The following is a 25,648-nucleotide window of genomic DNA, read 5'->3' on the forward strand; positions in this document are numbered from 1 at the left end:
GGGCGTCAGTAATGTAAAGTTTAAGACGATGATAGCACAAAACATTTTGATGCTTGCAATACTGACCAAAAACTGCCGGCGTGTAGTGTGAATTTGCTCGCCGTTCAAAGACTGTAGTTAATGTTTGTGACACTTCACTAGTCCTTATCAGCTAGTTCTTCCGGACTAGCAAGCCCTCCTTTTGCCTGCACCCTGACAACCTAACGGCGAATTTCTTTCCTGTGCCTGCGTCCCTATGCTGTCAGTACTGATAAAAGCATAGGGAGTTAATCATGGCCAGGGAAGGCAAAGCTAATGCGGTGTTAGGGTCCAGTACGCTGGCATTCACCGTTTGTTTCACGATCTGGATGATGTTCGGGGTGATTGGTATCCCCATCAAGGCCAGTCTCAATTTGAACGAGACAGAATTCGGTTTGCTGACGGCCATGCCGGTCCTGACCGGGTCCTTGATACGGGTGCCATTGGGTATCTGGACTGACCGGTTTGGTGGCCGCATCGTCTTCTTTTTGCTGATGCTGTTCACCGTAATCCCGATTTATCTGATCAGTTATGCCACGGCTTACTGGCATTTCCTGGTGTTGGGTTTGTTCGTTGGCCTGGCCGGTGGCTCGTTTTCGGTAGGTACACCTTATGTTGCCCGCTGGTTCAAGAAAGATCGTCAGGGTTTGGCCATGGGTATCTTCGGGGCTGGCAATTCTGGTGCTGCCGTTAACAAGTTCATTGCACCTGCGTTGATTGCAGCGGCTGGCTGGACCCTGGTGCCCAAGGTATATGCCGTGATGATGGCGGCCGCGGCCCTGATCTTCTGGGTGTTTTCCGCCACTGATCCTGCTCACAACGTGAAATCAAATGTCAGCTTCATGGCCCAGTTGTCCATGCTGAAAGACCCCAAGGTGTGGCGCTATTGCCAGTACTACTCGGTGGTGTTTGGCGGCTATGTCGGCTTGAGTTTGTGGATGACCAAATACTATGTCACTGAGTATGGCTTTGGCATGAAAGAAGCCGCGCTGCTGGCAGCCTGTTTCTCTTTGCCCGGCGGTGTTTTGCGTGCCTTTGGTGGCTGGCTGTCAGATAAATATGGCGCTTACAAAGTGACCTGGTGGGTGATGTGGGTTTGCTGGGTGGCTTTCTTCTTGCTGTCTTATCCACAAACTGATTTCACTATCCAGACTGTACGCGGGCCACAAAGTTTTCACATTAGCCTGACCCCTTTGCTGTTCACGATATTGCTGTTCGTGGTTGGCATTGCCATGGCAGTTGGCAAGGCATCGGTATTTAAATTCATCTCTGACGATTACAGCAGCAATATTGGCGCAGTGTCCGGCATTGTCGGGCTGGCGGGTGGTCTGGGTGGCTTTGTCTTGCCCATCCTGTTTGGTGCAATTGTGGATATCACCGGCGTACGCAGTTCTTGTTTCATGCTCTTGTATGGCACGGTCTGCGTGTCGCTGGTATGGATGCACTTCCAGTTCCGCCGCGAGGGCATGATGGCAGCGCAAGCAGCCTTGCCAGCGTGAGCAATAAAGCAGTCAGGTTATTGAGTATCCGTAGCAAAACGATATAAAAGGAGTACGACATGAGTCATGTATTAAGTCATTGGGAACCAGAGAATTCTGAATTCTGGCGGAAAGAGGGTAGCGGTATCGCCAGCCGCAATTTGTGGATTTCGATTCCCTGCCTGATGCTGGCGTTTTCTGTCTGGATGCTATGGAGTGTGGTGGCAGCCAATCTGGATAAGGCAGGTTTTCACTTTAGCAAAGACCAGCTATTTTTCCTGACCGCCTTGCCCGCCTTATCGGGCGCAACCCTGCGCATATTTTATTCTTTCCTGGTGCCGGTCTTTGGTGGCCGCAGATGGACTGCCATTTCTACTGCGAGTTTGCTGATCCCGGCGCTGGGCATGGGCTTTGCATTGAAAGACCCCACCACCAGTTATTCAACCTTGCTGGTGCTGGCGCTGCTGTGCGGTTTTGGTGGTGGCAATTTCAGTTCCAGTATGGCTAATATCAGTTTCTTTTTCCCCAAGGCACGCAAGGGTTATGCAACAGGCATGAACGCCGGCATTGGTAACCTTGGCGTGTCCGTGGTGCAGTTTTTGACACCGTTTGTCATTTCTTCGGCGATGTTTGGTGCCGCAGTGTCTGGTGATGGTTACCTGTTCCATCAGGCCAAAACGAATACGGATCAAATGTTCTGGCTGGCCAATGCCGGGTTTATCTGGGTGCCTTTTATCGTCGTGGCCACGGTGGTGGCCTGGTTTGGCATGAATGATATCGCCTCTGCCAAAGCTTCGTTTGCAGACCAGGCGGTGATTTTCAAACGCAAACATAACTGGCTGATGTGCTGGTTGTATGTTGGCACTTTCGGTTCTTTCATCGGTTTCTCTGCTGGCTTTGCGATGCTGATCAAGGCCCAGTTTCCTGAAGTGGAAGTCGCCAAATTTGCTTTCCTTGGCCCCCTGGCTGGTGCGCTGGCACGTCCCATTGGCGGCATATTGGCAGACAAACTGGGCGGTGCCCGCCTGACCTTCTGGGTGTTTGTGGCGATGGTGGCGGTGATCTTGCTGGGTATTTTGCCGGGCTTGCATGAACACCAGTTCATGATGTTCTTGCTGTCTTTTATCTGTATGTTTGTTTTGACTGGCCTGGGTAATGGCTCCACCTTTGCCATGATACCGGTGATCTTCATGACCGAGAGAGAACGCGCCGTGCTCGGCAAAGGCGAAGCCGCCTTGCGCCAGGCACGTGTGGAAGCCGCCAAAGAGTCAGCGGCTGTGCTGGGTTTCTCGGGGGCGATTGGTGCCTATGGCGGCTTCTTTATCCCACAAACTTTTGGTACATCGATCAAGATGACAGGCGCACCAGATACCGCCTTGTATGTGTTTATCGCGTTTTATATTTCCTGCATGGCGATTACCTGGTGGTATTACTCACGCAAAGGTGCAGAAATGCCTTGCTGAGGAAACATTGCTTTAGTCGACAATGAACAGACTGGCCCCGGTGCTGGTGGATGAGCGGTGTGCCTCCGCTCCATCCGCCACCTGGTAGCTCATGCCTGCGGTTAAAGTCAGCACGCGGCCATCGTCGAGTTCGGTTTGCATTTCGCCTTGCAGACAAAGCAGGATATGCCCTTTGCTGCACCAGTGGTCTGCCAGGTAGCCAGGGGTGTATTCGACCATACGCACGCGGATATCACCAAACTTGCATGTGCGCCAAAAGGCTTTGCCTGTGATGCCGGGATGTTCGGTTTTTTCTATGGCAGACCAGTCTGTGGTACCAAAGGGAATATCTGAAATTTTCATGGTGAACTTTGCAAGAATAAAACGAAGCAGCTGCGGTTACATTACTCAGCCTGCGCACAGGCCTTCAAGGCACCAATGTCGGCAGTTGTGATGACACTGATATGGCGGCTGATTTTTTCTCCAGGCCAGTCCCACCAGGCAATTTGCTCCAGCGTCTCGATGACATCCGGTGTAAAGCGTTGGCGTAGCGGCTTGGCTGGATTGCCGCCGACGATGGTGTAGGCGGGTACATCGCTGACAACGACCGAGCGGGAAGAGATGATGGCGCCATTGCCTATCTTCACGCCCGGCATGATCAGCGCTTCATACCCTATCCAGACATCATTGCCGATGACGGTGTCGCCCTTGTAGGGCAAGGCTTCCAGGTCCATCGGTGTTTTTTCCCAGCCATTGCCAAATATCTGGAAGGGATAGGTCGATACCCCTGCCATATTATGGTTGGCACCATTCATGATGAACTTGACACCACGGGCAATGGCACAAAATTTGCCGATGATGAGTTTGTCGCCGATGAAAGGAAAATGATAGAGCACATTGCGCTCAAAATTTTCCGAATCTTCCGGGTCATCGTAATAGGTGTAGTCACCTATCAGTATATTGGGGTTGCTGACGGTATTCTTGATATAGCAAACCTGAGGGAAACCCTGCATGGGGTGTTTGTTGTAAGGGTCTGGTCCGTGCATAAGTAAAAATCAGTGTTGTATGTTATCGAGTAGCTGATGCAGCGCCTTGGTCATAGCCTTGATGGAACCCTGCATATCCCATTCATCGTTATCGACATTGACAAAGTTGGAGACGGCACGCAATTCCAGGAAGGGCTGATCTTCTTGCAGGCAGGTGTAGAAGAAAGCGGCACCTTCCATATTTTCCAGGTCAACGAATTCGGTGTCAACATAGTGGGCCATGGCAGCATTGAGTGACATGCTGCGCGCCCGCAAAAACTCTGTGCCTGCTGGCAGATAAGGGCAGTTCAGGGTGTGGCGGCGCTCAAATTCCATATCGATGGGCAGGTGTGCCAGATGGGTGAAACCATCGGGAGTAAAGAAGCCCAGGTCGCCTTCGACTTCACTTTCTACCAGCGCCACATCCCCCACCTTGAAGCTGGAATGCGGATAAGCCCCAGCAATGCCAGCCATGATGAGCATGTCAGGCTCATATTCATAAATGGCCCTGAGGGTTGCATGGGCCGTGGCAGTGAGGCCCACGCCAGAGACGATGGAGATGATGCCTTCGCGCTGGAACAGGCTGGCTTCAGTCTGGGTAGGGAATAGAATGACGATTTTCATGATGTGGTACTTTCTGCTGGTCAGGGCAACGAGCGGATGATGTATATTTTATCAAGTATGCAGCGATAACAAAATCGAATTGGCTGGCTTTTCAACTGCTGTTGTAGGAATCGCGCTGAAATTTTTTGGCATATACTCCTTAAATCTACTGCTTCAATCAGGGTTTTGCCGTGTGACAAGCCAGACATTTGCCTGGTTTCCCGAAGGAGAATTTTTTCATCATGCCATGAGACACTGGAATTTTGAAAAAGTTTGCCGTAAACCAAGGAATGCTCGTTTTTTTCGATTTCAACATTTGCTGCAAATATTGCGGGTGCAATGATGGCCAAAACCAATAAAGAATTTATCACAGGCTTGTTCCAGATACTGTGGGACAGACAACCCGATCAACAGACGGTGGATTTGTATGCCTCGCGTCTGGATTCTGGCTTGCTTACCCGTGCCGGAGTGGAATACAGTTTTTTGATCGCACCGGAATACAGCCCTGCCGCCGAGCAGATCGTGCGCCTGTATCTTGCCGCGTTTAACCGCATTCCTGATACTGATGGCTTTGTGTTCTGGATGGGGGTTCACAGGAATGGTGGCAGCAATAGCCAGATTGCCGACGTGTTTGCACATTCTGAAGAGTTTGTCGCCAAATACGGGGCAAAATTGTCGAATTCGCAGTATCTGGATCTGATTTACCAAAATGTGCTGGGACGTGCAGCCGATGCTGCCGGGCGTAGTTACTGGGTAGAGCAGATGAATAACGGCATGGCGCGTGGTGAGATACTAAACCAGTTTGCGCAGTCGCAAGAATTCAAGATTTCTACCTCAACCAAGGTATATGCCAGCGTGGTGTACACGACATTGATAGGGCGCATGCCCACGGCTGCCGAAGCCGCGGCTGCCCCCACCAATGTAGAACAACTGGTCCTGAAAGTGGCGCAGGCATCGGAAGTAACACCTACCATAGGTAGTATCAGTTATTCAGCACCGGCATTTGTCGAGCAACAGCTCAATGATGGCAGCATGACCAGCAGTATCATCCTGACCCTGACTGGCGACACTTTCAAGGGTAATATCGGCGCCGCCCTGGGCAAGCTCACCAATGTGCCTGCGGGCCTGACTGGCACTCTGGTCAAGACCACGGATACCACGGCGACGCTGACGCTGAGCGGCAAGGCGACTGCGCATGCCAGTATCAATAACGTCGCTAACCTGACGGTTACACTGGATAACGCTGCTTTCATCGGCGGCAAGGTCGCCAATATCCTGAATGCAGTCAAGACTGATTTACAGGTGAACTACCTCGACATCCCACTCAATGAAACCAATCATCTATTGAGCGGCAAAGGCGCATTGACCACCCCTCTGGTGATCGATTTGAATCTGGACACCCTGACCCTCGACAGCAAGCCACTGGCCCTGCTGAGTGGCGACATCAGACAGGTGGATTATGTTGATCTGAGCCAGATTGCACCGGCCACCACCAGCACCGGAACAAGCACAGGTACCTCAGGCACCAAGGTAACCGTGACTACCACCATCAAAGGGGATGAAGCCAATAATCTGCTGCAGGGCTCCAGCTACGCCAATTTTTTCACTGGTGGCGGTGGCCATGACACCATGCAGGGTGGCATCGCGGTTGACACCTATGTATTTGGCATCACCCCGGTTGCCAATGGTGTTGATACCATCACCAATTTCACCATAGGCAAGGGTGGCGACGTATTGAATTTCTCTGCCTTTCTGAACAAGACAGGAACTACCAAGATCGCCGCCGTGAATGCCGCCGCCACGACACCCAAGGCATGGGCCAATGGCGATGTGTTGACCGTACAGGGCAATGCCCTTGATTCGTCAAAACTTGCCGCCCTGTTTGGCACTGGTAAAGCCTACACCGGCCCCACCGTCGCCAGCAAGATGGTGCTGATCACCGCTGACATCATTGGCGACGCCAGCATCTGGTATGTAATCAATCAACTGGATGTCAACAACATCACACCGGATGAAATCGTGCTGGTAGGCACCTTGAAGAATATCAATAACCTGAGCCTGGTGGGTTTTGATGTAACGAATTTCTTGTGATGATGGCTTTGCGATGACAGGCATCTTGCTACTGTCACCAGGTGCGCTCATCTTCAAGATGCCATGATAATAGTGATGTCATTCCACCGGGCTGGCGCTCCACCGGGCTGGCACTCCAGCGGCGTTCGTTGCATGCCGCGCAATGCAATAAATTCAAAATTGCAGACTCTACGAGTTAGATTTTCAAATACCTGCACACGTAATCAATGATTGCAGGCCGGGGGTAGCCCTGCAGCTACTCACCTTTTTTGCTTCGCCAAAAAAGTAAGCGAAAAAAGGCGACCGAGGCGTCGCTGCCCCTGCGGGGTCCCCTTTGCTGCAAGTCAAAAAATGGGAAATGCCCGAAACTCGCTTCGCTCAAACAACGGTCATTTCTTTTTCCATTTTCTGCCTCGCAGCAAAGGCATCGACACATCGGAACGGCAAAGATCAAAGGCAATCCCAAAGTCAAAAGCAACGTCAATGTAACGGAGATTCAAATTGCATTGAATTTAGCTGCCGGGCTACCCCCAGCCTGCACGTCTTAAAAGACGTGTGCTGGTATTTGAAATACCTAAATCGTAAAATTCCTCAAGGCATGAAGTTCGTGCAGCGAATAGTTTGCTGCAAACGTCGCTGGAGTGCTAGTCCTGTGAATTCCTGCCAAAAACACGCAGGAATGACTTAAATACGATTCACTATCATTGCAGGGCGATGAGTCTGGTGAAGTTGTGTCGAAACTATGCAATAAGCATAAGTTCCACCCACTACTCCCTCACCACCTTGGTCCTCGCCAGCATATCCCCCAGCCGCAACTGTTTGCGCCCCAGTGCAAACGCCCAATCCACCACCGTGAGCACAGCCAGATTGCGCAACAAGGATTGCTGCAAACTACAGGGATGCTCAGTGTCAGCATGCACCACACGTATTTTCATGACGCGCTTGCCCAGGCTCTGTCCATCAAAGCCGTCCTTGAACAGCAGGTACAGCAACCACAAGATCAAGATCACCCGGTTGGTTTGTTTGAACAGATTGGGCATGGTCACCGTGATCAGTAAACCCAGTAGCACCAGCAACAGTGCCACACCTACCGTATCGATGAATTGAGCGATCAGACGCTTGGATACGCCAGCCAGTTTTTCATCCTTGGTATCGGCCACTGCTGTCGTTCTCAGATGCTGGCGGCGCTGTTCCTGCACTGCTGAAATATCGACGCCACGCACTGACAGTACCGATTCTATCGTGGCATACTCATGCTCGTGCAAGCCTGGCCTGACGCCCAGCGCGAGTAAGTCCCCGGTCTCTTTTGACGTGTAAGTGTCATGCAATTGTGCGCGTAGTGCATCCATCTTTGCTTGTAAAGTCAAATTGAAAGGAATCCGATCCATGATAGTTCATGCATCGGGCTGCATACGGTAAAATTGTTGCAAGATATTACACGGTCCGTCTTTTGTTCAGGTGCAGCATGAAAATCAGGCTTGCCTGGTCTGCATAGTCAGGGGCGCTGGTATTGGATGTTTGCTTATCTGCTGGCAAGGTCTGAAGTGAATACGCACTCGTGTGCGACTAAAGATACCAGTGCTTTAGCAGGAAATCAAAGGCCAGGCCAAATACATATAGGTTCATAAAGAAAATTAACAATTGCAACGACACTCGCATTTGCCGCACTGCGGAAGAATGTTGAGAAAAATGACAGAATATTCTCCGCTGAACAGCGAAATGGGACCAGAATCCAGACTATCGATATCGACACTATTGGCATGTGGCAACGTCGCAAAATTGCAACTGTGCCGAAACAGGGACAATGCAAAGGATGTTCATGCCCATATAAGAAACAACTGAAAATACGGTCAGCTTATTTGTAGCGCTACTGTATTTACCGCATCATGAAATGAATGCTATTCTGCAAAAGTTCGCGTTGTAAACTATCCTGCCCGACTTTTTAAAGTATTGGAGAACTGGTATGTTTTTTTCGTCACTGCGTAGAAAGCTCATTAGCATTTGTGTGACCATAGTAGTGATAGCCATGTTATCCATGGTAGTAGCGAATTTCTTTACCACGCGCTCGCGCACCATGGATGCGCTCAATAGCCAGTTATTGCAATTGTCTGAAAGCCACGCGAGCGCCATTACCGAGTGGGTCAAGTCCAAGCAGGCCGCAGTTGCTTCGCTGAAGCTGGCGGCGGAATTGCCAGAACCCTTGGGCGCACTCAAGGCGGGCGAACAGGCTGGTGTGTTTGACATGGCCTATATAGGTTTTGCTGACAAGCGCGCGGTGTTTTCGCAAGAGCGCAAACGGGCTGCCGATTATGATCCTACTGCACGGCCCTGGTATATCAAGGCCAGCGAAGCAGGCGGCCCCATTATTACCACGCCCTATATCGGTGCCAGCACTGGCAAACTGGTGGTTACCTTTGCCGACCCCATCGGCCCCAAGGGCGGTATCAAGGCAGTGGCGGCAGCCGATGTCATGCTTGATGCTGTGACCAGCAATGTCGCCTCCATCAAACCTACCCCTGCCAGTTATGCCTTTCTGCTCGATGGTAGTGGAAAGATCATCGCCCATCCTAATGAAAAACTGACACTCAAACCCCTCAGTGAACTGGATGCCAAGCTGACGACGGAAGTATTGACGGCTACCGAGGCATCAAAGACCAGTAGCATCATTCATTTGAATGGCCGCGATGGCATGCTGTTTGTCACCAGAATCGCTGGCACTGACTGGCTGCTGGCGACCGTGCTTGACCGTGCCGAGGCCACGCAGGCATTGTCCGCCATGCTGACGACATCGGCTGTCACCGCCATCATCGTCGTGGCGCTTGCTGCACTTCTGTTGACCACTCTGGTTGCACGAGCCCTCAAGCGTCTTGAACTGGTACGAGATGCCATGGCCGATATCGCGACAGGCGAAGGCGACCTGACCCGTCGCCTGGCTGCCGATGGCCGTGATGAACTGGCGCAAATCAGCGAAGCGTTCAACCGCTTTGTCGACAAGATCGCGGCGGTGCTCATCGACATACGCGCCACCAGTGGTTCAGTCCGGCTCGCCTCCGGCGAGATTGCATCAGGCAATGCTGACTTGTCTGCACGCACCGAAAGCCAGGCCAGCTCACTGGAAGAAACCGCCTCGTCGATGGAAGAATTGACTTCCACCGTCAGGCAAAATGCCGACAATGCGCGCCAGGCCAACCAGTTGGCGGCTTCTGCCGCTACTGTGGCAGGCAAGGGTGGCGAGGTGGTGTCGCAAGTGGTCAACACCATGGTGTCGATCAAGGACAGTTCCAGAAAGATCGTCGATATCATCAGCGTGATTGACGGCATTGCCTTCCAGACCAATATCCTGGCGCTGAATGCTGCAGTAGAGGCGGCCCGTGCCGGTGAGCAAGGGCGCGGTTTTGCTGTTGTGGCATCCGAGGTGCGCAACCTGGCACAACGCTCTGCGACGGCAGCCAAAGAAATCAAGTCCCTCATTGATGACTCGGTAGGCAAGGTCGATTCCGGTGCGCGCCTGGTGGATGAAGCAGGCCAGACCATGGGCGAGATCGTCACCTCGGTCAAGCAGGTGGCTGACATCATGAGCGAAATCACTGCTGCCAGCCAGGAACAAAGCTCAGGTATAGAAGAGGTCAACCGCGCCGTCACCCAGATGGATGAAATGACACAGCAAAATGCCGCCCTGGTGGAAGAAGCCGCCGCTGCTGCCGAAAGCCTGCAAGAACAGGCCGAGCATTTGTCGAGAATCATCAGCATGTTCAAGCTTGATGATGGCAGGCAAGTGGCAGCAGTCGCCAGCGTCCCTACATCTGTACAGAGAGCAAAACCTGCGACATCTGCTGCACCGAAAATTGCGGCAGCACCAAAAGCCAGCCAGGCGGCGCCAGCGCGGGCTGGCGGCAAAGCGCAAAATTCAGCGGAGGACTGGGAGGAGTTTTGATGCAGTTGGCTGTCATGTTGCCGTCACAGCGCATTGATATGCTCTTGTCTGAACATACTCCTCCTCGGTGTAAGTATTGTGCGCCCTATGCATAATATGCATGCCCATGTTCTTAGGCAGCCTTCGGGCTGCTTTTTTTATAAGAGGTCTTTCGTGTTCACTTGCCACCCAAGCCCAAAGCCAGCAATGCTGTGCAATGTCATGTCCCGGCCTGTTCATGATTGACAAAATTTCACAAATGCAGACTGCCCCCCACGCAGTCTGCTTGGTGTTAGCATAAGCTGGGGACTTGCCTGCAGACGGGAGAAATCATGAAACTGTGTCAATCGCTAACGACCATTGCGGTCGGCTTCTTCGCTTTAACGATGCTTGGTTGCCAGGGCGAGGCAGATAATGGCAAGGCCCGTGCGGTGGCTACACAGGCACCTGCCGAGGCTGCCAAACCCAGGGCTGGCCCCAGCGTTGCCCTGGTGATGAAGACGCTGACCAATCCTTACTACATTCAAATGGAGCAGGGGGCGAGACGTGCAAGCAAGGAATATGGTGTTGATCTCGTTGTCAAGACTGGTGCGCAAGAGACTTCGATAGAGCAACAAATACAAATTGTGGATGAGCTGATCCAGCACAAGATCGCGGCCATTGTGATTGCACCAGGAGATTCCAAACGGCTGGTGGCAGTGCTGAAGAAAGCACAGGACAAGGGCATCGTCATCGTCGGACTGGATAACCGGCTCGATGCGGCAACCATGCAAAGCCAGGGTATGCAAGCCATACCCTTTGTCGGTGTGGACAATGAAAAAGCCAGCTTTGAGGCGGTCAAGTATGCCGTTGATCAAATCAGCAAGCCGACCGCTGCCGCCATTCTCGAAGGTATACGCAGCACAGAAAACTCACGCTTGCGGGTGCAGGGGGCAGAGCAGGCTTTTGCCAGCAGCAAGCTGATTAAAGTCGTCGCCAGGGAATCGGCCAATTGGAAAATCGACGAGGCACGCGATCTGACCAGCCGTCTGTTGGGCGAACACCCTGAGATACGTCTTTTGTTCTGCGCCAACGATATGATGGCCTTGGGGGCGATTAAATTTTTGCAGGATAGTGGCAAGACCAATGTTGCAGTCATCGGCTATGATGCACTGGAAGAGGCCGTTGCTGCCATCCGGCAAGGGCGTTTGCTGGCTACTGTGGATCAGAACGCCGCCGAGCAGGGATATGTCGGCGTGATGCTGGCATTTCGCGGGCTCAAGGGTGATCAGGTGCCTCCTGTCACAGTTCTCAACACCCGACTGGTCACTGCAAACAATTTAAAATAAGCGGACGAGCCCTTGAACTTCAAGACGAATATCACAATCAGGCTGATCGCTTATCTGCTTGTCGTCAGCGTGTTGCCCTTGCTGGCTTATGCCATCGTTTCGTTTGACATGGTCAAACGCACCGTGATTGATCTGGCTGACAGTTACAGCGCACAATTGATCAGTAACCAGCGTGATTACCTCCTCTTGCAAACTGCTCAGATAGAAAGTCTGGCCGCGCGTATTGCCAGCATAGAAGAGATAGGTCTGGCAATTGCCAATACCGATGCCTCCAGCAGCAAGGAGCGCAATTCTTTTGATGAGTTGTCCACCCAGGTCGGCATACGGCAAAGCCTTAATGCTTATAGCAATCTGAAAGGACTGGTGTCCATAGACTTGTTCACTGCGAAAGGCAATCGCTTCTATGTGGGGGATACATTGGCCGTGCCCGCCGTCAACGATGCTCAGCGTCAGCGAATTTATGAGGCCGCCGTCAAGTCATCACAATCTCTGATCTGGTTAGGGGTGGAAGACAATTTGAACACCGCGTCACCAGCCCGGAAGGTCTTGACCGCCGTCAAAGTAATACGCCGCTACTCGGAAGAAAAGCGCGACTCAGAGGCGGTGGGCATGTTGCTCATCAATTATTCCACGGAGTATCTGGCCGAGAATTTTTCCCGGCTGGACTTGGGCCGGGAAGCCTATCTGTTGGTCACTGATGCTCAGGGACGATTGGTGTATGCACCAGAACCCGGCAATATCGGCCAGGCTGCACCTGGCGAGATTGAAGCATTGCGGAGGAGTGTCCCTGTTGGACAAGCTAGTAGCACCGAGCGCCAGCTCGGCCCGCATAAGGCGCTGGTGAATTATTCCTGCACGGCAGATGGTTTATGGTGCGTGTTTGGTGTCATCCCTAAACAGACCCTGCTTGCACCAATGAACCGCATCGCCTTGCTGGCGACGATTGTCATGCTCATGTGTTTCGGCGTCATTGCCCTGGCCGGACGTCATTTCAAACGCAAGATGGTGGCACCCGTAAAGGCGATCTCTGACGGCTTTCGACTACTGCAAGAGAATAAATTCGATATCAGCAGACCCTTGCCGCTCCCCACAGGTCAGGATGAAATTACCGAGCTGGTGGCCTGGTTCAATGCTTTTCTCGAAACCCTGCAAATGCGCCAGCGTCATGAGCAGGAACTGACACAGAGCGAATATAAATTTTCTGCTATCTTCCAGCTATCGCCCATGGCGCTAGCACTGATACGCATAGAAAATGGCGAGTTTGTCGACGTGAATAATTTCTGGTTGATGCAATTTGGTTTCCAGCGTGAAGATGTGGTTGGCAAACGCTCGCGTGACTTTGGGCTCTGGGTTGATTTGAAGCAGCGCGAAAACATGGTGACTACCTTGCAAACAGCGAATAACCTTGACCGCTTTGAAGTGCAACAAAGGCGTAAGGATGGCCGCATCCTTATTTGCGAATTATTTGGTCGCCCGATAGAATTTCAGCATGAAAAGCTGTACATTTTTTGCTGTGTCGACATTACCCGCCAGCGCGAAGCGGAGCAGCAAATACTGGAAATCAACCAGCAGCTTGAATCCAGAGTTCATTCGCGCACCATGGTACTGGAACAAACCAACCGGGAACTTGCCGCAGCAATGAACACCCTGAACCGTACCAAGGATGAACTTGTGCGCTCAGAAAAGCTGGCCGCTCTGGGTTCACTGGTGGCTGGCATCGCCCACGAACTCAATACCCCGATAGGCAATAGCGTGACCGTCGCCAGTACCTTGCAGGACGAGTCTGCCATACTCAGGGCCACTCTCGAATCCGGCAAGCTGCGCCGAAGCTCCATCGACAATTATTTGGCAACCATCACCACAGGGACAGAGTTGTTGATGCGCAATCTTGGCAATGCGCATGAACTGATCAGCAGCTTCAAGCAAGTGACCGTAGATCAGTCCAGTAACCAGCGCCGTCCCTTCATGCTCAAGGAAACACTGGAAGAAATCGTTGCCACGCTTGTACCTATGTACAAAAAATCCGGACACAACATGCATTGTGAACTGGTCAGTGGTGTCATGATGGACAGTTATCCCGGCCCCTTGGGGCAGGTCATCACCAATTTTGTCACCAACGCCTTGTCACATGCGTTTGAAGGCCGCAGCAATGGCATGATGACACTGAAAGCGAGAATGCTTAATCCAGAACAGGTGGAAATTATTTTCAGCGACAATGGCATAGGCATATCCGATGAACATCATTCCCGTGTGTTTGATCCCTTCTTTACCACCAAGCTTGGCAAGGGTGGCTCTGGTCTGGGGATGAGCATTGCCTACAATATCGTCACCAGCATACTGGGTGGTGCCATCAGTTTGCAGTCCAGGGTGGGCGAGGGCAGCAGTTTTATCCTGATCCTGCCTTTGTGCGCGCCGATGTTGCAGGGGGAGACGGATCATCAAATTTGATATTGATATCTTTTACGGTGCACCCCGATGGATTTTGCATTCCTCTATACGCCATTGACAAACAGCTGCTTCAAGTGTGCCCAAGACTTTTTGCAATTCTTCGCCACGGACATGATGGGCAACTTGATGCTCGGATGCTTCAGACAATAGACGTCTGAGTTCCATGATGTTCAGCGATGAGGGAAACAGGGGCTTCAACAGACTCAGCGTTTTGGCCGTCAGGTTTCCTGGAGCCTGCAAGTAAACATCAACAAAAGTGTCGCCATGTTTGTATGAAAAGGCAGGAATATCAGGATACCCGGGTAAGGAAAAGCTGAATTCATAAATGTGAGGCAGGTAGACAGGCGTTATGGCAATTCCAGTATGTGTAATGGTTGCCTTCACCCGAATGTTACCCACTATCGAAACTGAGCTACCAGCCAAGCCTGGAATTGCCTGCTCTTCCAGCGGGTAAAGTGCGGCTCGATTTACCAGTATGCCTCGCTGTCCTTCTTTTGATTGGCTGGCAGCTTCATTTTCGAGCAGGCAGACAAAGTGACCTGAGATGATGAGGAAGCCGTCTATTTCTACAGGATGCAGGTATTGCTCATAACTAAGCTGGAGGGCTTCACTAACGCGCATGGTTCAATTTTTCTCAAATTCTTCCAGCTCTGCGATACGTTGTTTTGCTCGCACCTGCATGCAACTGATGTACATGGCATTTCGTGTGGTGCCGCCGATATTGTTGTGATAGACGGCATCGCATTCTGCTTTACGAAACTTGATCCAGGCAAGCTGGGCATCGACGAAAGCCTTTTTCATTTCAGCGAATTTTCGGTCAGAGGCATGGTCTTTTTCCAAGCCTTTCAGCACGCGCTGATACACCTGGTTCAGTTTGGCTTCGACCTTTTGTTGTTCGATGGAAGCGCATTCATTGATTTCCATCGTGTTGGAGGCTTTATTGCAGTCGATGGCATGTGCGAAGCTGGTGGTGCAGGCGAGAGTGAAAAGGAGAATGAGATGGCGCATGATGGGCTCGTCAAGTTTGAAGTTAGGTGCTTCAATGTCTGGATTATAGTCTGAAAATATATATCACCAGGCTAAGTAATGTCTAATCACCGAAACTCTCTTAAGTGTCATTCCTGTGTGAGCTTAGCTGGAATCTAGAGGCCTTAGTGGTAAGCTATTTGGTGAATTTATGTCAGATTCGTCATGTTTTCGATGCTGCGAAATTAGGTGCGTCCATGCGTCATTTGTAATCGCAGGCCGGTGGTAGACTGGCAGCTACATCCTATTCTTGTCTCGCCAAGAAAAAGATGCAAAAGAAGCCTACACATGGGAACTGCCAACTTCAAAAACAACTGCAACCCCAACGTCAAACCCAACAGTAACCCCAAATTCAAAACCGCAGTAAAGCGCAAGCCACACACCTTGCGTGATCCAGAATCAATTCTTCACGGGTGGAGTTCTCGTATCACCGTCTCATAGACCGCAAGATCAGTATTTGAAAAGCAGCAAAAGATGACTTCTTCTACGACGGGATGTTCTGCCGCTACAGCCCTGACGGTATTAACCGCAACACGCGCTGCCAGTTCTAGCGGATAGCCATAAATACCCGTGCTGATGCTGGGGAAGGCGAGGCTGTGCAATTGTTTTGAGGCCGCCAGTTCCAGGCTGTTGCGATAGCAAGAAGCCAGCAAGTCAGGTTCACCTTGCAAGCCACCACGCCAGACCGGGCCTACGGTATGGATTATGCAAGAAGCGGGCAAGCGATAGCCCTTGGTGATTTTGGCTTGCCCAGTCTTGCAACCACCAAGCAGACGGCATTCGTGGACCAGGTCTGGCCCGGCTGCGCGGTGGATGGCGCCGTCAACGCCGCCGCCGCCCAGGAGGGAAGAGTTGGCAGCATTGACGATGGCATCGACCTGGAGTTTGGTGATATCAGCGCGAATAGCATGGAGTTGTGGCATGGTTGAGACAGAAGAAATAAATAAGCTTCAAGAAAGCATGGAAAATTTCGCTAGGCTCAACTGTTTTCCCTTAAGTGAGAGGCTTGTATTATATTGTTTTAACGGCATTTTGCAATCGCTGACTTGCAGATTAGCAATAGCCCGATATGCTTGAAAGAAATAAAACAATGAACTCTTGCCTCGCCAGAGCTAGTAAAGAAAGGTGAAAGGCAAGATCGGGTTTGGCCCATGGGGATATCCCGGGGGCAACTCCAGCTCTGCAGTGCCTTGCTACAAAAATGTCCAGGAGACAGGCAATGAAAATTCAAAATCTGAACATAGGGATACGTCTCGCCCTGGGCTTTGGCCTCGTCATGTTGTTGGCGACGATTTCTTCCGGGCTAGGTTTGTGGCGCTTGAATGAGGTTGCTGACAGTACTCGTTCCATGATGCAGGAACCGCTCAAAAAAGAGCGCATGACCGAGGAATGGTACCGGATTACCGTAGCCGGGCTCAAACGTACTTTGGCGATAGTGAAGAGTAGTGATGAGTCGCTGGCAGAATATTTTGCCAGCGATGCCAAGGCATCTACTGCGCGGAATAATGAAATACAAAAATACATGGAAGAGCATATCAGCTCTCCAGAAGAGAAAAAACTGCTCGACAACATCATTGCTGTGCGCAAGCAATACATTGCAATGCGTGACCAGCTTAGTAAGTTAAAAAAAGACGGTCAGGCGGAAGCCGCCGCAAAGTTGTTTGATCAATTTATGCCGGTGTCGGATGCATACCAAAAGAGCGAACTTGATTTCCTTGAGTTTCAAAAAAAAGATGTGGATGATCTGAGCAAGGAAGTCGATGCCATCGCCAAAAACAGCTTCATGCTGATCAGCGCAATGATCATCGTATTTATTATTTTTGGTAGTGCCTGTGCCTGGTTTTTGACCGTAGGCATTACCAGGCCCATGCATCATGCATTGAAAATGGCTCGCAGTGTGGCAGACGGTGACCTGACGACAAATATCGAAGTGAAATCCAGCGATGAAACCGGCCAGTTGATGCAGGCCTTGAAGGACATGAATAATGGATTGGTGAATATTGTCAGTGAGGTGCGCACCAGTACCGATACCATCGTTGGCGCATCATCCGATATTGCGAATGGCAATATGGATCTCTCAGCCCGCACCGAGAGCCAGGCTGGTTCGCTGGAAGAAACTGCTTCTTCCATGGAGGAGTTGACCAGCACCATGAAGCAGAACTCACAAAATGCACGTGATGCCAATCAACTGGCGCATGCGGCGTCTGACGCTGCTGTCAAGGGAGGCACCGTGGTATCGCAAGTCGTTGCGACCATGGGTGCGATCAGTGATTCATCGAAAAAAATCGTTGATATTATTGCTGTTATTGATGGCATTGCATTTCAAACCAATATCCTGGCGCTGAATGCCGCAGTTGAGGCCGCCCGTGCCGGTGAGCAGGGCAGGGGCTTTGCCGTAGTGGCTTCTGAAGTACGCAATCTGGCGCAAAGATCAGCCAGCGCTGCGAAAGAAATCAAGTCTCTTATTTCTGATTCGGTCGATAAAGTGGGCGAGGGGTCTCGCCTGGTCGATCAGGCCGGGGCGACCATGTCCGAGATCGTCGATAGTGTGGCAAAAGTAACGAGTATCATGAATGAGATCAATGATGCCAGCAAAGAACAGTCTGCCGGCATAGACCAGATCAACAATGCCATCATCCAAATGGATGGCGTGACCCAGCAAAACGCCGCCCTGGTTGAAGAAGCTGCTGCGGCGGCCAAGAGCTTGCAGGATCAGGCGGGCAATTTGTCGAATGTGGTCAGTATTTTCAAGTTGCAGCAATTCACGCATGCAAGTTCTGGCAGTTATGCGCCTACATCAGTTCAGGCTGTGAAATCAGACAAGTGGCTGGCATATAGGTAATGAGGTTCATGCAATTTCGTCCTTTATGGGCATTGCAAGGCCTATTGAAATTGTTGCTCCTGACGCTCATGCTGCCCGCTTGTGCTGTTACTGAAATACGCACTGCCGCTCAGGAAGCATCCGAACCAAAGTATATTGCGATCCTTAATCCGCAAGGCAAGCTTGCCGTAGGCGGCATGTGTGTGGATATCATGCGCGCGATGGAAAAAGCTGATTCTGAGCTGCGATTTGTTGGTGATCAGATCTGGCAACCGCGCGCCCGTATTGATGCTGCACTCAATGCTGGAAATATTGATGTCATCTGCGGCGTGCAACGCATAGCCCGCAATACCTCACAATACCAGTTCGCGCCAACGCCACTGTTTACTGTCAATTACCTGCTGGCCGTGCGGGCAGATGATACTGTCTCAGTCGGAGATTGGGATGACATACGCAAGCTCGGTAATGAAGGCATCATCCTGGCCCTGCGCGGCTTTGGTATTGTTGATATTCTTACGCAGATGGGTGGCCTGAAGATAGATGACACGGCAACCTCCTCCATCTCTAACTTGAAAAAGCTGCTGGCAGGACGCGGCCGTTTCTATTGCCACCGCAAGCCCGGCATAGGCCTGGCAATCAGGCAGGCCGGCCTGGAAGACAAGATACGCTTATTGAGCAAGCCACAACTGACAGAGAAATTCTACTTGGGCATGGCAAAGACCATGTCTCCTGAACTGGTCAGGAAGATAGCTGCCGTTTTGGTTTTGCTTGAGGAAAATGGGGAATTGAGGCGCATATTTGAACGCTATCAGGAGTGAGCCCGGCCCGAAGAGCCATCACAGGGTCACACGCTCCATGGCTGGCATTTACGCTGCCGCTGTATTTTTGGATTTCAAGCGTTGCATCAAGTCCAGTAACGCCCGATCATCCTGATGGCCTGTGTAGGCTGCAATTGCCACATGGTTTTTGGGCTGCCTGGCAATTTTCTCAGGTGAATCATCCACCATCATTATCTGTTCAAGCTTATAGCCTTGTCCCTGGATTTTTCTGAGGTCCTTGATGTATACGTAGCCGTTACTCCTGACATCCACTTTCTGTACACAGCGCTCTACCGACCAGGCAAACTGCAGCGGGTAACGCGCGCCAAAGACGTGCGTCACTACCGCATCTACATATTCCCTTGATGAAGATGACCAAACTGCCAAATCATATTCTGCTGCGATTGTTGTCAGCATTTCTGCCAGAAAGGGACGCTGATAGACAAAGTAGGGTGGGAATGCAAAAGCGGCGGGATGGCCCAACTCTGTCTTGCTTGCATGAACCAGCGTTTCATCAAGATCGAAAACGATTAATTTTCTTTTCTTTACTGCCATCATCTATCCGTGACTCAATCGACCAGCACTGCATGTGGCTGGTTTGAACTGCCAAGCAGGCAGTTCATATCCGCTTGAGATTGTAAGTTGTATCGGATCACTTCACCTGGCTAGACGCCGGGCTCTTTTCAAACTGGGCATTACCTACATACTTGAGATACTTGACATTGCCTGAGGCATCGGCCATCTGATAATACTCACCTATGTGCAAGGTGGGCAGTTCATCATTCAGCGCCAGCATTTTTTCCGGGGTGACATAATGCACGGTGCCGCTCTGTGAATCCAGTCTGTAGACCTTGCCATCGGATGAAGTCACAAGCTGGTAACGAGAGCCTGACCAACCGCCGTCGCAAGCTGACAAGGCAAAAAATAGCGTACTGGCAATCAAGAGGCGAATGTGCTTCATGCGTACTCCCTGGGTCATGATGTCTTGGGTGATAGTGATCTATGCCTGCTGACAAGTGAATGAATTTATAATTATGAAAATATAAACCAATATTATTCAATTGGCAATTATATTTGTTAAATAATTTAACCTTTAATGAGCATCAAGAATGTCTTTGGGAAATTAAAGCCTGATTTTCATATTAATAATTTTTCAATAAAAAATGCCATTTTCATTGCGGCGTGAAAAATAATTCTGTAGCATTCGCCGGGTTTAATGCTCGTTTAGAACGCTATTCGAGCAAGTTTGGCGGAATTATCCGCTTCCTCATTTTTTAAGATTCTTAATCGCAATTCATGGCAAATATCAACATCAAACTGTCACAAACAGTCGTTACCGCAAATTATCAGCAACTCATCAAAGTTCCACCAACCAACGGTAGTCTTGGAACTTTGTTTGATATTTTTCCCAAATTGGGCGCGCTCTGGGCCAGGGATCATGCTTATTATTCCTCATTCGATTTCAGTGGCAGCCAGGTACGCATAGGTTTTCCTGACGGTGCCAGTACTACCTATACAGGAGTGGTGCTGGAAGACCCTTATGCCTTGCAGGGCAAGGCTTCGGCTACCAAGTTGAGCTTGTATAGCAGTGGCCTGATGTCGATTGTTCAAAACGGAAAGTTTAATTTCGACTACGCCAATACCACGGTAAATGGTGCGAATTCTGTATCCATTACGCCGACCAGCGTAGTGCTGACAGATCTGACATTTGCCACGTTACTTCCCAGCTATAGTCCGAACTATGATGCGGTAACAGGAAATGTCAGCATCACGGTCAAGGGTTCGATCAAGGGTGATATGAGCGGCAATAACGTTGGTACCATCAGCCGGGTGACAGCAACTGCCGACAAATTCATTGTGTCGGCCAATATAGATGGCAATTTTAATCTTTCATCCAATTCCATCAGCGTGGCACAGGGCTTGAGCAAGTCCAGCGTGAGTGGAGTGATGACATCTTCCGTCACTGAGTACCGCGACGGCAGCTATAACCGCGTCACGGGTGTTGCCGTGAATGTGGCTGCCAACCAGCAAATTGATGAAAAAATGCTGGCAGATGAGTCGCTGTTCAGCGGTGCCGACACTATCAGTGTGGATTTGCCAGCAACAGTTTATTCCGACTACCTGATTGCCTCTGGCGCGGGTGGCGACCTGATCACCATCAATGGCGGTGGCGGACGCCTGCATGTGAATGCCGGTAGCGGCAATGATGCCATCAATGTTTTAACGGGTAATCACAATATCGATGGTGGCACTGGCATGGATACAGTCATCATGGCCGGATTTGCCAGCAATTATACTGTCACCACGGTGGGCGCAGGTTACCAGATGCGTGTCAAATCCAATGGTGATGTGGATAATCTGGTTAATGTCGAGCGACTGCAATTTGGCGACAAGAGTCTTGCGCTAGATATCAATGGCAATGCAGGCCAGGCTTATCGCATCTACCAGGCAGCATTTGACCGCAAACCTGACCTTGAAGGCCTGGGCTACTGGATCAAGGACATGGACAAGGGCTCCAGCCTGACGACGGTGGCTGCAGGGTTCTTCCAGTCAGCAGAATTCCAGAAGCTATATGGTGCCAATCCATCCACGACGACTCTGATCACCAACTTCTATCAAAACGTCTTGCACCGTGCGCCAGACCAGGCGGGTTTTGATTATTGGAATAATCAACTCAGCAAAGGCCAGATCACGGCGGCTGGTGCACTCGCCAGCTTCTGCGAAAGCGCAGAAAACCAGGCGCAAGTCATAGGCAGCATCCAGAATGGTATTGAATTTAAATTGTGGCTGGGGTGAGTTTGCCAGAGTAGTCAATCATTCTCGGCCTGCTTCGCAATTCTAATGAGAGCAAGGCAGGCTGAGTTTGTCTTATGTGGGGACGCTACCAGAATTGGGAGTAACGCTTCCCCCTTCTCATTCTTCAGTTTCTCCCAGCCTGCGCGGAACGACATCCTTGTCCACGCCTGCTGCAAAGATCTTTTGTCCTGGCGCATGACGCGACCTGTCCCATAAATGAAAGAGCATGCCCATCAGGACAGAAATGAAACCACCTGCCCAGTACATTGTGATAGCGTATCCTGCGCCACCATCAAATTGCAATGAGGTGAAGATCAGGGGTAGCACGAAGCAGCATGTGGCAAGCATATAAAGCAGTAAGGCTGCAATAGGGATCTTCAGTTTTTTCATGTTCGCACTCATCCTATTTCTGAAATGAGTTCTATAGATTCACGATCAAGTCTGGATCAAAGTCAGCATTCTCCATCCTGCCACTGTGCAGCGGATAGCCACAGGGGTTGCAGATGACACGGCATTTTCCCAAGTGATAATCGAAACTTTCATGCATGTGGCCGTGTATCCATAAATCTGCTTTCTTGACCAGCTCATCAAGTTGCGAAGCAAAGGCGGCGGAGAGCAAATCGTCGGCATAGTGGGGTGAGACGGATTGCGATGAAGGGGCCATGTGGCTGACGACAACGGTGCGGCCAGGGAACGGGGTATTGAGCCGCTTGTTGAGCCAGGATTTTTGCCTGGCGTGGATAAGCGCAGTGTCATCAGCGACAAGTTTGCGATAGCCTTGTGCAGCCAGAGTGATGCGCTGATAGTCAGGCATCAAGTCTGTCGCTTCTGTCATGGTGAAGTAACGTTGCTCTTCTCCAAACAGACAAAAATCTGTCCATAGCGTCGCACCCAAAAAGCGTATATCTCCCATCTGATATTCACTGGCATTAAGAAAATGCACGTTCTCCGTGGCTTCGCAAGCCCGGGCAATATCAACTTGCATGTCTTCCAGGTTCTTGCCGTAGGCTTCATGATTGCCGTGTACATACAAGACCGGGATGCCGGCAAAGTGCTGCGCCGCCCAGCTCACTGCCTGGTTGCCCGCATGGATATCACCGGCAAGTACCACGACATCAGGCTGGCTGATGGCAGGGTTGCCAAAGGGCGCAGTATCACCCCAGGCTTCAAGATGCAGGTCGGACAGGATTTGTATGCGCATGGGGTAAGGGGCGATAATGGGCTATAGTAAGTGCACTAAATTTCGTTGCCATTCGATTTTGGTGAATTCGGCTCGCGGCTTTAGTTTACTGGAATTTCATGGTGTTTGGATATCGCCTTAGGTATGTGTTTTCTGGAATGAACTGTGCGACGTGATTTTAGATATCACGCATGATTTTGTGTATGCTTTTATGAGGCCACAATCTAGCATGGTCTGGTGTAATGTCTTTTTAAGATGAGCAAGGAAAGATGAATATCGTTGACTATTTTAATTTTGAAAACCAGCTCAATGCGGCATTCCCCCTAGCGCGACCAGCAATAATCTGGCCGCAGAACAGGATAGGCTCTGAGGCGCAAGAGATTTTTGGGGAATACAATTGGCGCGAAATAACGGGGTTTAGCCTGCGTCGCCTGGATTGTTGCCTCTCGCACAATCTGAAATTATTTCCATTGCCTGCATTAGTGTATTACCTGCCTGCTTTTTTGAAACTGGCGGCTTTCGCCCTTTATTATGGTGGTGACAGTCATGATTATCCTGCGGAAGTAGCTGATGCTCTGCTGTTGCCGCTGGCACCAGATGTGGCTGATTTTGACGAGATCGGTCATGAATTGACGGATGGTGCATGGATTTCTTTCCCGCTTGGCAGGATGGAGCTTTATCTGGCGCTGAATCACGAGCAGCGGGCCTGCGCCGCCCGCTATCTGGAAATTTACCGTGCGGATTTTGGTAAAAAAGAAGAAGGGCTGTATTTGAGCGAACGTGGGAAGGTCATCTTCCAGTGCATGATAGATACCTGGAAGAGTGGCGACCTGCTGCGGCATGCAGGATATTGATTAAAGTCCCTGTACTGGAATGCAAGTGTATAAATGAAACCATGTCTGAACTCGTCGTCCTCACCACTTATTTCAACCCCTGCCGGTATGTCTCTCGTCGGCAGAATTATGATGTCTTCATGCAGGGCATGCGCTCGGTGGGGGTGACTTGTATTACGGTGGAGTGTGCATTTGGTGATGCTGCTTTTGAATTGCCTGCGGCCGTCGATATTTTGCAGTTGCGCTCAGCGACTTTGCTTTGGCAAAAAGAGCGCTTGCTGAACCTGGCTGCCTCATGGCTGCCTGCCAGTTGTCGTTATGTGGCATGGCTGGATTGCGATATTTTGTTTGATAACAAAAACTGGGTCAGGGAACTGGTCGCTGTCTTGCAGCAATATCCTGTGGCACAGGTATGGCAAAGTTGCCTGCGCCTGCAACAAGATGGTCAAGAGGGCGCGCAACCTGACCGTGTCACTTCATTTGCCGCCGTTATGCAAGAGCAGCCTGGCAGCCTGCATGCAGGGCGCTATGATACGCATGGGCATACTGGCTATGGCTGGGCCATGCGGCGCAGCCTGTTTGACAGCATTGGGCTGTATGAGGCGGCAATATCAGGTAGTGCCGATCATTTCATGGCGCACGCCATTTATGGCGACTATAATTTTTGCATACAAAATGCCCTGAAGCATGATCATGCCCAGATTGCCCATTTGCAAGCCTGGGGGCGGCGGTTTTATCAGCAGGTGCAGGGCAGGCTTGGCGTGGTAAAGGGAGAAATCCGCCATCTGTGGCATGGTGAGGCCCGGCACAGGCGCTATTTTTTGCGCATGCATGAGATCACAGACCTGGGCTTCAATCCGTGGACAGATTTGAATGTGCGTGCTGGCCAGGCGCTGGAGTGGCATGCAGATATGCACAAACCCGCTTTGCGGCAGTATTTTGTCGATTATTTTCTATCCCGCCGTGAAGATGGCGAATTTCAGGAAAAGGCCACTCATGCTTGACACACATGCCAGCACTACCCCACCTGCACTGGATACAAGCTTGCCGGACATGCAATTAGCGATCCAAGGCATGCAACATGCCTTGCTCGTCATGCACGATGAAATTGCCAGGCTGGGCAGATTTCTGGAATATTTGCAGCAGCAAAAGCGGCAATGGCTGGAAACCCGGGTGGCGGGCCTGCTACCTGGGTTTTCCGCATCAGTGCTGGACGCCCTGGTGCTGGCCTGCCCCGGTTTTGTGGATGATGTGGTGCGGGTGGTGTTCAGGGAAAACCGCAAGCTACTTGGCCTGTTTGCACAGCCAGGCGCAGCCGTTGCGCTGACAAGTTTGCAGGTGCGCCTGGCTTTTTTTCTGGATCAGCAAAAGGGGGCAGAGATACGCAGTGCTGATGAGAAGATATCCAGCGCTACTGAAGAAAAGCAAAAGCTGGAAAAGCTGCACTATGAAACCCAGGCCGCCATACAAAAGCTGGCAAGCTATCAGGCTAGCGGGCACCCCATCCCTGCCGATGTGCAAGCCTATATCCGCCAATTGGCAGAGCGGGCGCGCCAGATCGCTGCACGGCAAGCTGGCGTGCAAGCAAACGACACACGGCAGGATAACATCAGCACACACCAGCAAGGCTATGATAATGCGGCATATCCATGGCTCTACTACAGTCATGATATAGGGCTTAATTTCAGCCATGCGGCAGCCCCTACTGCTGCTGTACCAGCGTCACAGCACAAAACGGAGGAACCCGCTGCTTCAGAACTTTGCCCGCCAGAGCAGGGTCAGCACCACGATGCCAGGGACACACTGGCTTGCCATGCTGATGACAGGCTGGGTGCCTATTCATAGACTG

At 51.0% G+C, this 25,648-nt stretch carries 23 protein-coding genes; 12 read left to right on the forward strand and 11 right to left on the reverse strand.

Annotation, left to right across the window (positions count from 1 at the left end; genetic code table 11):
- Nucleotides 1–272 precede the first annotated feature (272 nt).
- Both Q8K39_RS05805 and Q8K39_RS05810 read left to right on the forward strand, forming a co-directional pair.
- The gene (locus Q8K39_RS05805) at nt 273–1,517 is read left to right on the forward strand and encodes a nitrate/nitrite transporter (protein WP_305258680.1); all 1,245 of its coding nucleotides are present in this window, start codon (nt 273–275) and stop codon (nt 1,515–1,517) included.
- A 59-nt stretch (nt 1,518–1,576) separates the two neighbouring features.
- Entirely contained in the window at nt 1,577–2,959 is a 1,383-nt protein-coding gene (locus Q8K39_RS05810; RefSeq protein WP_305258681.1) for a NarK family nitrate/nitrite MFS transporter, read from the forward strand.
- A gap of 12 nt (nt 2,960–2,971) precedes the next feature.
- Here the strand turns inward: Q8K39_RS05810 and Q8K39_RS05815 are convergent, their stop codons facing one another.
- From Q8K39_RS05815 to Q8K39_RS05825, 3 genes are read right to left on the reverse strand one after another with little or no spacing between them, the layout of a single operon-like run.
- Nucleotides 2,972–3,301, reverse strand: coding sequence for a DHCW motif cupin fold protein (locus Q8K39_RS05815; protein WP_186955116.1), 330 nt, complete (start codon nt 3,299–3,301; stop codon nt 2,972–2,974).
- A gap of 41 nt (nt 3,302–3,342) precedes the next feature.
- Nucleotides 3,343–3,984 (reverse strand): Vat family streptogramin A O-acetyltransferase, encoded by a 642-nt coding sequence (locus Q8K39_RS05820; RefSeq protein ID WP_305258682.1) that lies wholly within the window; start codon nt 3,982–3,984, stop codon nt 3,343–3,345.
- Between the two features lie 9 nt (nt 3,985–3,993).
- Entirely contained in the window at nt 3,994–4,587 is a 594-nt protein-coding gene (locus Q8K39_RS05825) for a purine phosphorylase (protein ID WP_186955114.1), read from the reverse strand.
- A 318-nt stretch (nt 4,588–4,905) separates the two neighbouring features.
- Between Q8K39_RS05825 and Q8K39_RS05830 the strand changes: the two genes are divergently transcribed.
- A complete protein-coding gene (locus Q8K39_RS05830) occupies nt 4,906–6,657 on the forward strand; it encodes a DUF4214 domain-containing protein (protein WP_305258683.1) in 1,752 nt (583 codons plus the stop codon).
- A gap of 746 nt (nt 6,658–7,403) precedes the next feature.
- Here the strand turns inward: Q8K39_RS05830 and Q8K39_RS05835 are convergent.
- A complete protein-coding gene (locus Q8K39_RS05835; RefSeq protein WP_305258684.1) occupies nt 7,404–8,024 on the reverse strand; it encodes an RDD family protein in 621 nt (206 codons plus the stop codon).
- Between the two features lie 638 nt (nt 8,025–8,662).
- Here Q8K39_RS05835 and Q8K39_RS05840 point away from each other — a divergent pair.
- The 3 genes from Q8K39_RS05840 (at nt 8,663) to Q8K39_RS05850 (ending at nt 14,325) form a co-directional block, all read left to right on the forward strand.
- Nucleotides 8,663–10,570, forward strand: coding sequence for a methyl-accepting chemotaxis protein (locus tag Q8K39_RS05840; RefSeq protein ID WP_305258685.1), 1,908 nt, complete (start codon nt 8,663–8,665; stop codon nt 10,568–10,570).
- A 311-nt stretch (nt 10,571–10,881) separates the two neighbouring features.
- On the forward strand, nt 10,882–11,877 hold the full coding sequence (locus Q8K39_RS05845; RefSeq protein WP_305258686.1) for a substrate-binding domain-containing protein: 996 nt from the start codon (nt 10,882–10,884) through the stop codon (nt 11,875–11,877).
- A gap of 12 nt (nt 11,878–11,889) precedes the next feature.
- Nucleotides 11,890–14,325 carry an ATP-binding protein gene (locus Q8K39_RS05850; protein ID WP_305258687.1) on the forward strand — a complete coding sequence of 812 codons (2,436 nt, stop codon included), beginning with the start codon at nt 11,890–11,892 and terminating at the stop codon, nt 14,323–14,325.
- Between the two features lie 12 nt (nt 14,326–14,337).
- Here the strand turns inward: Q8K39_RS05850 and Q8K39_RS05855 are convergent, their stop codons facing one another.
- The 3 genes from Q8K39_RS05855 to Q8K39_RS05865 form a co-directional block, all read right to left on the reverse strand.
- A complete protein-coding gene (locus tag Q8K39_RS05855) occupies nt 14,338–14,946 on the reverse strand; it encodes a hypothetical protein (RefSeq protein ID WP_305258688.1) in 609 nt (202 codons plus the stop codon).
- A gap of 3 nt (nt 14,947–14,949) precedes the next feature.
- Nucleotides 14,950–15,333 carry a lysozyme inhibitor LprI family protein gene (locus Q8K39_RS05860; protein WP_305258689.1) on the reverse strand — a complete coding sequence of 128 codons (384 nt, stop codon included), beginning with the start codon at nt 15,331–15,333 and terminating at the stop codon, nt 14,950–14,952.
- Nucleotides 15,334–15,758: 425 nt separating this feature from the next.
- Entirely contained in the window at nt 15,759–16,274 is a 516-nt protein-coding gene (locus Q8K39_RS05865) for an O-acetyl-ADP-ribose deacetylase (protein WP_305258690.1), read from the reverse strand.
- A gap of 296 nt (nt 16,275–16,570) precedes the next feature.
- Here Q8K39_RS05865 and Q8K39_RS05870 point away from each other — a divergent pair, with 296 nt between their 5' ends.
- Together Q8K39_RS05870 and Q8K39_RS05875 are read left to right on the forward strand one after the other, a co-directional pair.
- Nucleotides 16,571–18,193: a methyl-accepting chemotaxis protein gene (locus Q8K39_RS05870; RefSeq protein ID WP_305258691.1), complete on the forward strand. Its 1,623-nt coding sequence runs from the start codon at nt 16,571–16,573 to the stop codon at nt 18,191–18,193.
- 8 nt (nt 18,194–18,201) lie between these two features.
- Entirely contained in the window at nt 18,202–18,990 is a 789-nt protein-coding gene (locus Q8K39_RS05875; protein WP_305258692.1) for an ABC transporter substrate-binding protein, read from the forward strand.
- Nucleotides 18,991–19,038: 48 nt separating this feature from the next.
- On the opposite strand, the gene Q8K39_RS05880 is transcribed toward Q8K39_RS05875, so the two are convergent.
- Both Q8K39_RS05880 and Q8K39_RS05885 read right to left on the reverse strand, forming a co-directional pair.
- Complete coding sequence (locus Q8K39_RS05880; protein WP_305258693.1) at nt 19,039–19,545, reverse strand: HAD family hydrolase; 507 nt, start codon at nt 19,543–19,545, stop codon at nt 19,039–19,041.
- 97 nt (nt 19,546–19,642) lie between these two features.
- Nucleotides 19,643–19,951 carry a hypothetical protein gene (locus Q8K39_RS05885; RefSeq protein WP_186955102.1) on the reverse strand — a complete coding sequence of 103 codons (309 nt, stop codon included), beginning with the start codon at nt 19,949–19,951 and terminating at the stop codon, nt 19,643–19,645.
- Between the two features lie 335 nt (nt 19,952–20,286).
- Between Q8K39_RS05885 and Q8K39_RS05890 the strand changes: the two genes are divergently transcribed.
- A complete protein-coding gene (locus tag Q8K39_RS05890; protein WP_305258694.1) occupies nt 20,287–21,786 on the forward strand; it encodes a DUF4214 domain-containing protein in 1,500 nt (499 codons plus the stop codon).
- A gap of 117 nt (nt 21,787–21,903) precedes the next feature.
- Here Q8K39_RS05890 and Q8K39_RS05895 read toward each other — a convergent pair whose 3' ends face one another.
- Entirely contained in the window at nt 21,904–22,176 is a 273-nt protein-coding gene (locus Q8K39_RS05895; RefSeq protein WP_305258695.1) for a hypothetical protein, read from the reverse strand.
- 31 nt (nt 22,177–22,207) lie between these two features.
- Nucleotides 22,208–22,987, reverse strand: coding sequence for a metallophosphoesterase (locus tag Q8K39_RS05900; protein ID WP_305258696.1), 780 nt, complete (start codon nt 22,985–22,987; stop codon nt 22,208–22,210).
- 248 nt (nt 22,988–23,235) lie between these two features.
- Between Q8K39_RS05900 and Q8K39_RS05905 the strand changes: the two genes are divergently transcribed.
- From Q8K39_RS05905 to Q8K39_RS05915, 3 genes are read left to right on the forward strand one after another with little or no spacing between them, the layout of a single operon-like run.
- A complete protein-coding gene (locus Q8K39_RS05905) occupies nt 23,236–23,820 on the forward strand; it encodes a hypothetical protein (RefSeq protein WP_305258697.1) in 585 nt (194 codons plus the stop codon).
- A 41-nt stretch (nt 23,821–23,861) separates the two neighbouring features.
- Nucleotides 23,862–24,803, forward strand: a complete 942-nt coding sequence (locus Q8K39_RS05910; RefSeq protein ID WP_305258698.1) for a glycosyltransferase — start codon at nt 23,862–23,864, stop codon at nt 24,801–24,803.
- On the forward strand, nt 24,796–25,644 hold the full coding sequence (locus tag Q8K39_RS05915) for a hypothetical protein (RefSeq protein WP_305258699.1): 849 nt from the start codon (nt 24,796–24,798) through the stop codon (nt 25,642–25,644). The genes Q8K39_RS05910 and Q8K39_RS05915 overlap by 8 nt, the downstream gene beginning before the upstream one ends.
- Nucleotides 25,645–25,648: the final 4 nt, after the last annotated feature.

The sequence above is a fragment of the Undibacterium sp. genome (genome assembly GCF_030683615.1).
Lineage (GTDB): Bacteria > Pseudomonadota > Gammaproteobacteria > Burkholderiales > Burkholderiaceae_D > Undibacterium > Undibacterium umbellatum.

Excerpts from the sequence above, each read along its gene's own strand:
- Q8K39_RS05895 (WP_305258695.1), bottom strand. The coding sequence starts at position 22,176 with ATGAAAAAACTGAAGATCCCTATTGCAGCCTTACTGCTTTATATGCTT.
- Q8K39_RS05820 (WP_305258682.1), bottom strand. The coding sequence starts at position 3,984 with ATGCACGGACCAGACCCTTACAACAAACACCCCATGCAGGGTTTCCCT.
- Q8K39_RS05815 (WP_186955116.1), bottom strand. The coding sequence starts at position 3,301 with ATGAAAATTTCAGATATTCCCTTTGGTACCACAGACTGGTCTGCCATA.
- Q8K39_RS05890 (WP_305258694.1), top strand. The coding sequence starts at position 20,287 with ATGGCAAATATCAACATCAAACTGTCACAAACAGTCGTTACCGCAAAT.
- Q8K39_RS05865 (WP_305258690.1), bottom strand. The coding sequence starts at position 16,274 with ATGCCACAACTCCATGCTATTCGCGCTGATATCACCAAACTCCAGGTC.
- Q8K39_RS05810 (WP_305258681.1), top strand. The coding sequence starts at position 1,577 with ATGAGTCATGTATTAAGTCATTGGGAACCAGAGAATTCTGAATTCTGG.
- Q8K39_RS05840 (WP_305258685.1), top strand. The coding sequence starts at position 8,663 with ATGTTATCCATGGTAGTAGCGAATTTCTTTACCACGCGCTCGCGCACC.
- Q8K39_RS05905 (WP_305258697.1), top strand. The coding sequence starts at position 23,236 with ATGAATATCGTTGACTATTTTAATTTTGAAAACCAGCTCAATGCGGCA.
- Q8K39_RS05845 (WP_305258686.1), top strand. The coding sequence starts at position 10,882 with ATGAAACTGTGTCAATCGCTAACGACCATTGCGGTCGGCTTCTTCGCT.
- Q8K39_RS05805 (WP_305258680.1), top strand. The coding sequence starts at position 273 with ATGGCCAGGGAAGGCAAAGCTAATGCGGTGTTAGGGTCCAGTACGCTG.
- Q8K39_RS05835 (WP_305258684.1), bottom strand. The coding sequence starts at position 8,024 with ATGGATCGGATTCCTTTCAATTTGACTTTACAAGCAAAGATGGATGCA.
- Q8K39_RS05830 (WP_305258683.1), top strand. The coding sequence starts at position 4,906 with ATGATGGCCAAAACCAATAAAGAATTTATCACAGGCTTGTTCCAGATA.
- Q8K39_RS05870 (WP_305258691.1), top strand. The coding sequence starts at position 16,571 with ATGAAAATTCAAAATCTGAACATAGGGATACGTCTCGCCCTGGGCTTT.
- Q8K39_RS05855 (WP_305258688.1), bottom strand. The coding sequence starts at position 14,946 with ATGCGCGTTAGTGAAGCCCTCCAGCTTAGTTATGAGCAATACCTGCAT.
- Q8K39_RS05880 (WP_305258693.1), bottom strand. The coding sequence starts at position 19,545 with ATGGCAGTAAAGAAAAGAAAATTAATCGTTTTCGATCTTGATGAAACG.
- Q8K39_RS05885 (WP_186955102.1), bottom strand. The coding sequence starts at position 19,951 with ATGAAGCACATTCGCCTCTTGATTGCCAGTACGCTATTTTTTGCCTTG.
- Q8K39_RS05910 (WP_305258698.1), top strand. The coding sequence starts at position 23,862 with ATGTCTGAACTCGTCGTCCTCACCACTTATTTCAACCCCTGCCGGTAT.
- Q8K39_RS05860 (WP_305258689.1), bottom strand. The coding sequence starts at position 15,333 with ATGCGCCATCTCATTCTCCTTTTCACTCTCGCCTGCACCACCAGCTTC.
- Q8K39_RS05900 (WP_305258696.1), bottom strand. The coding sequence starts at position 22,987 with ATGCGCATACAAATCCTGTCCGACCTGCATCTTGAAGCCTGGGGTGAT.
- Q8K39_RS05875 (WP_305258692.1), top strand. The coding sequence starts at position 18,202 with ATGCAATTTCGTCCTTTATGGGCATTGCAAGGCCTATTGAAATTGTTG.
- Q8K39_RS05915 (WP_305258699.1), top strand. The coding sequence starts at position 24,796 with ATGCTTGACACACATGCCAGCACTACCCCACCTGCACTGGATACAAGC.
- Q8K39_RS05825 (WP_186955114.1), bottom strand. The coding sequence starts at position 4,587 with ATGAAAATCGTCATTCTATTCCCTACCCAGACTGAAGCCAGCCTGTTC.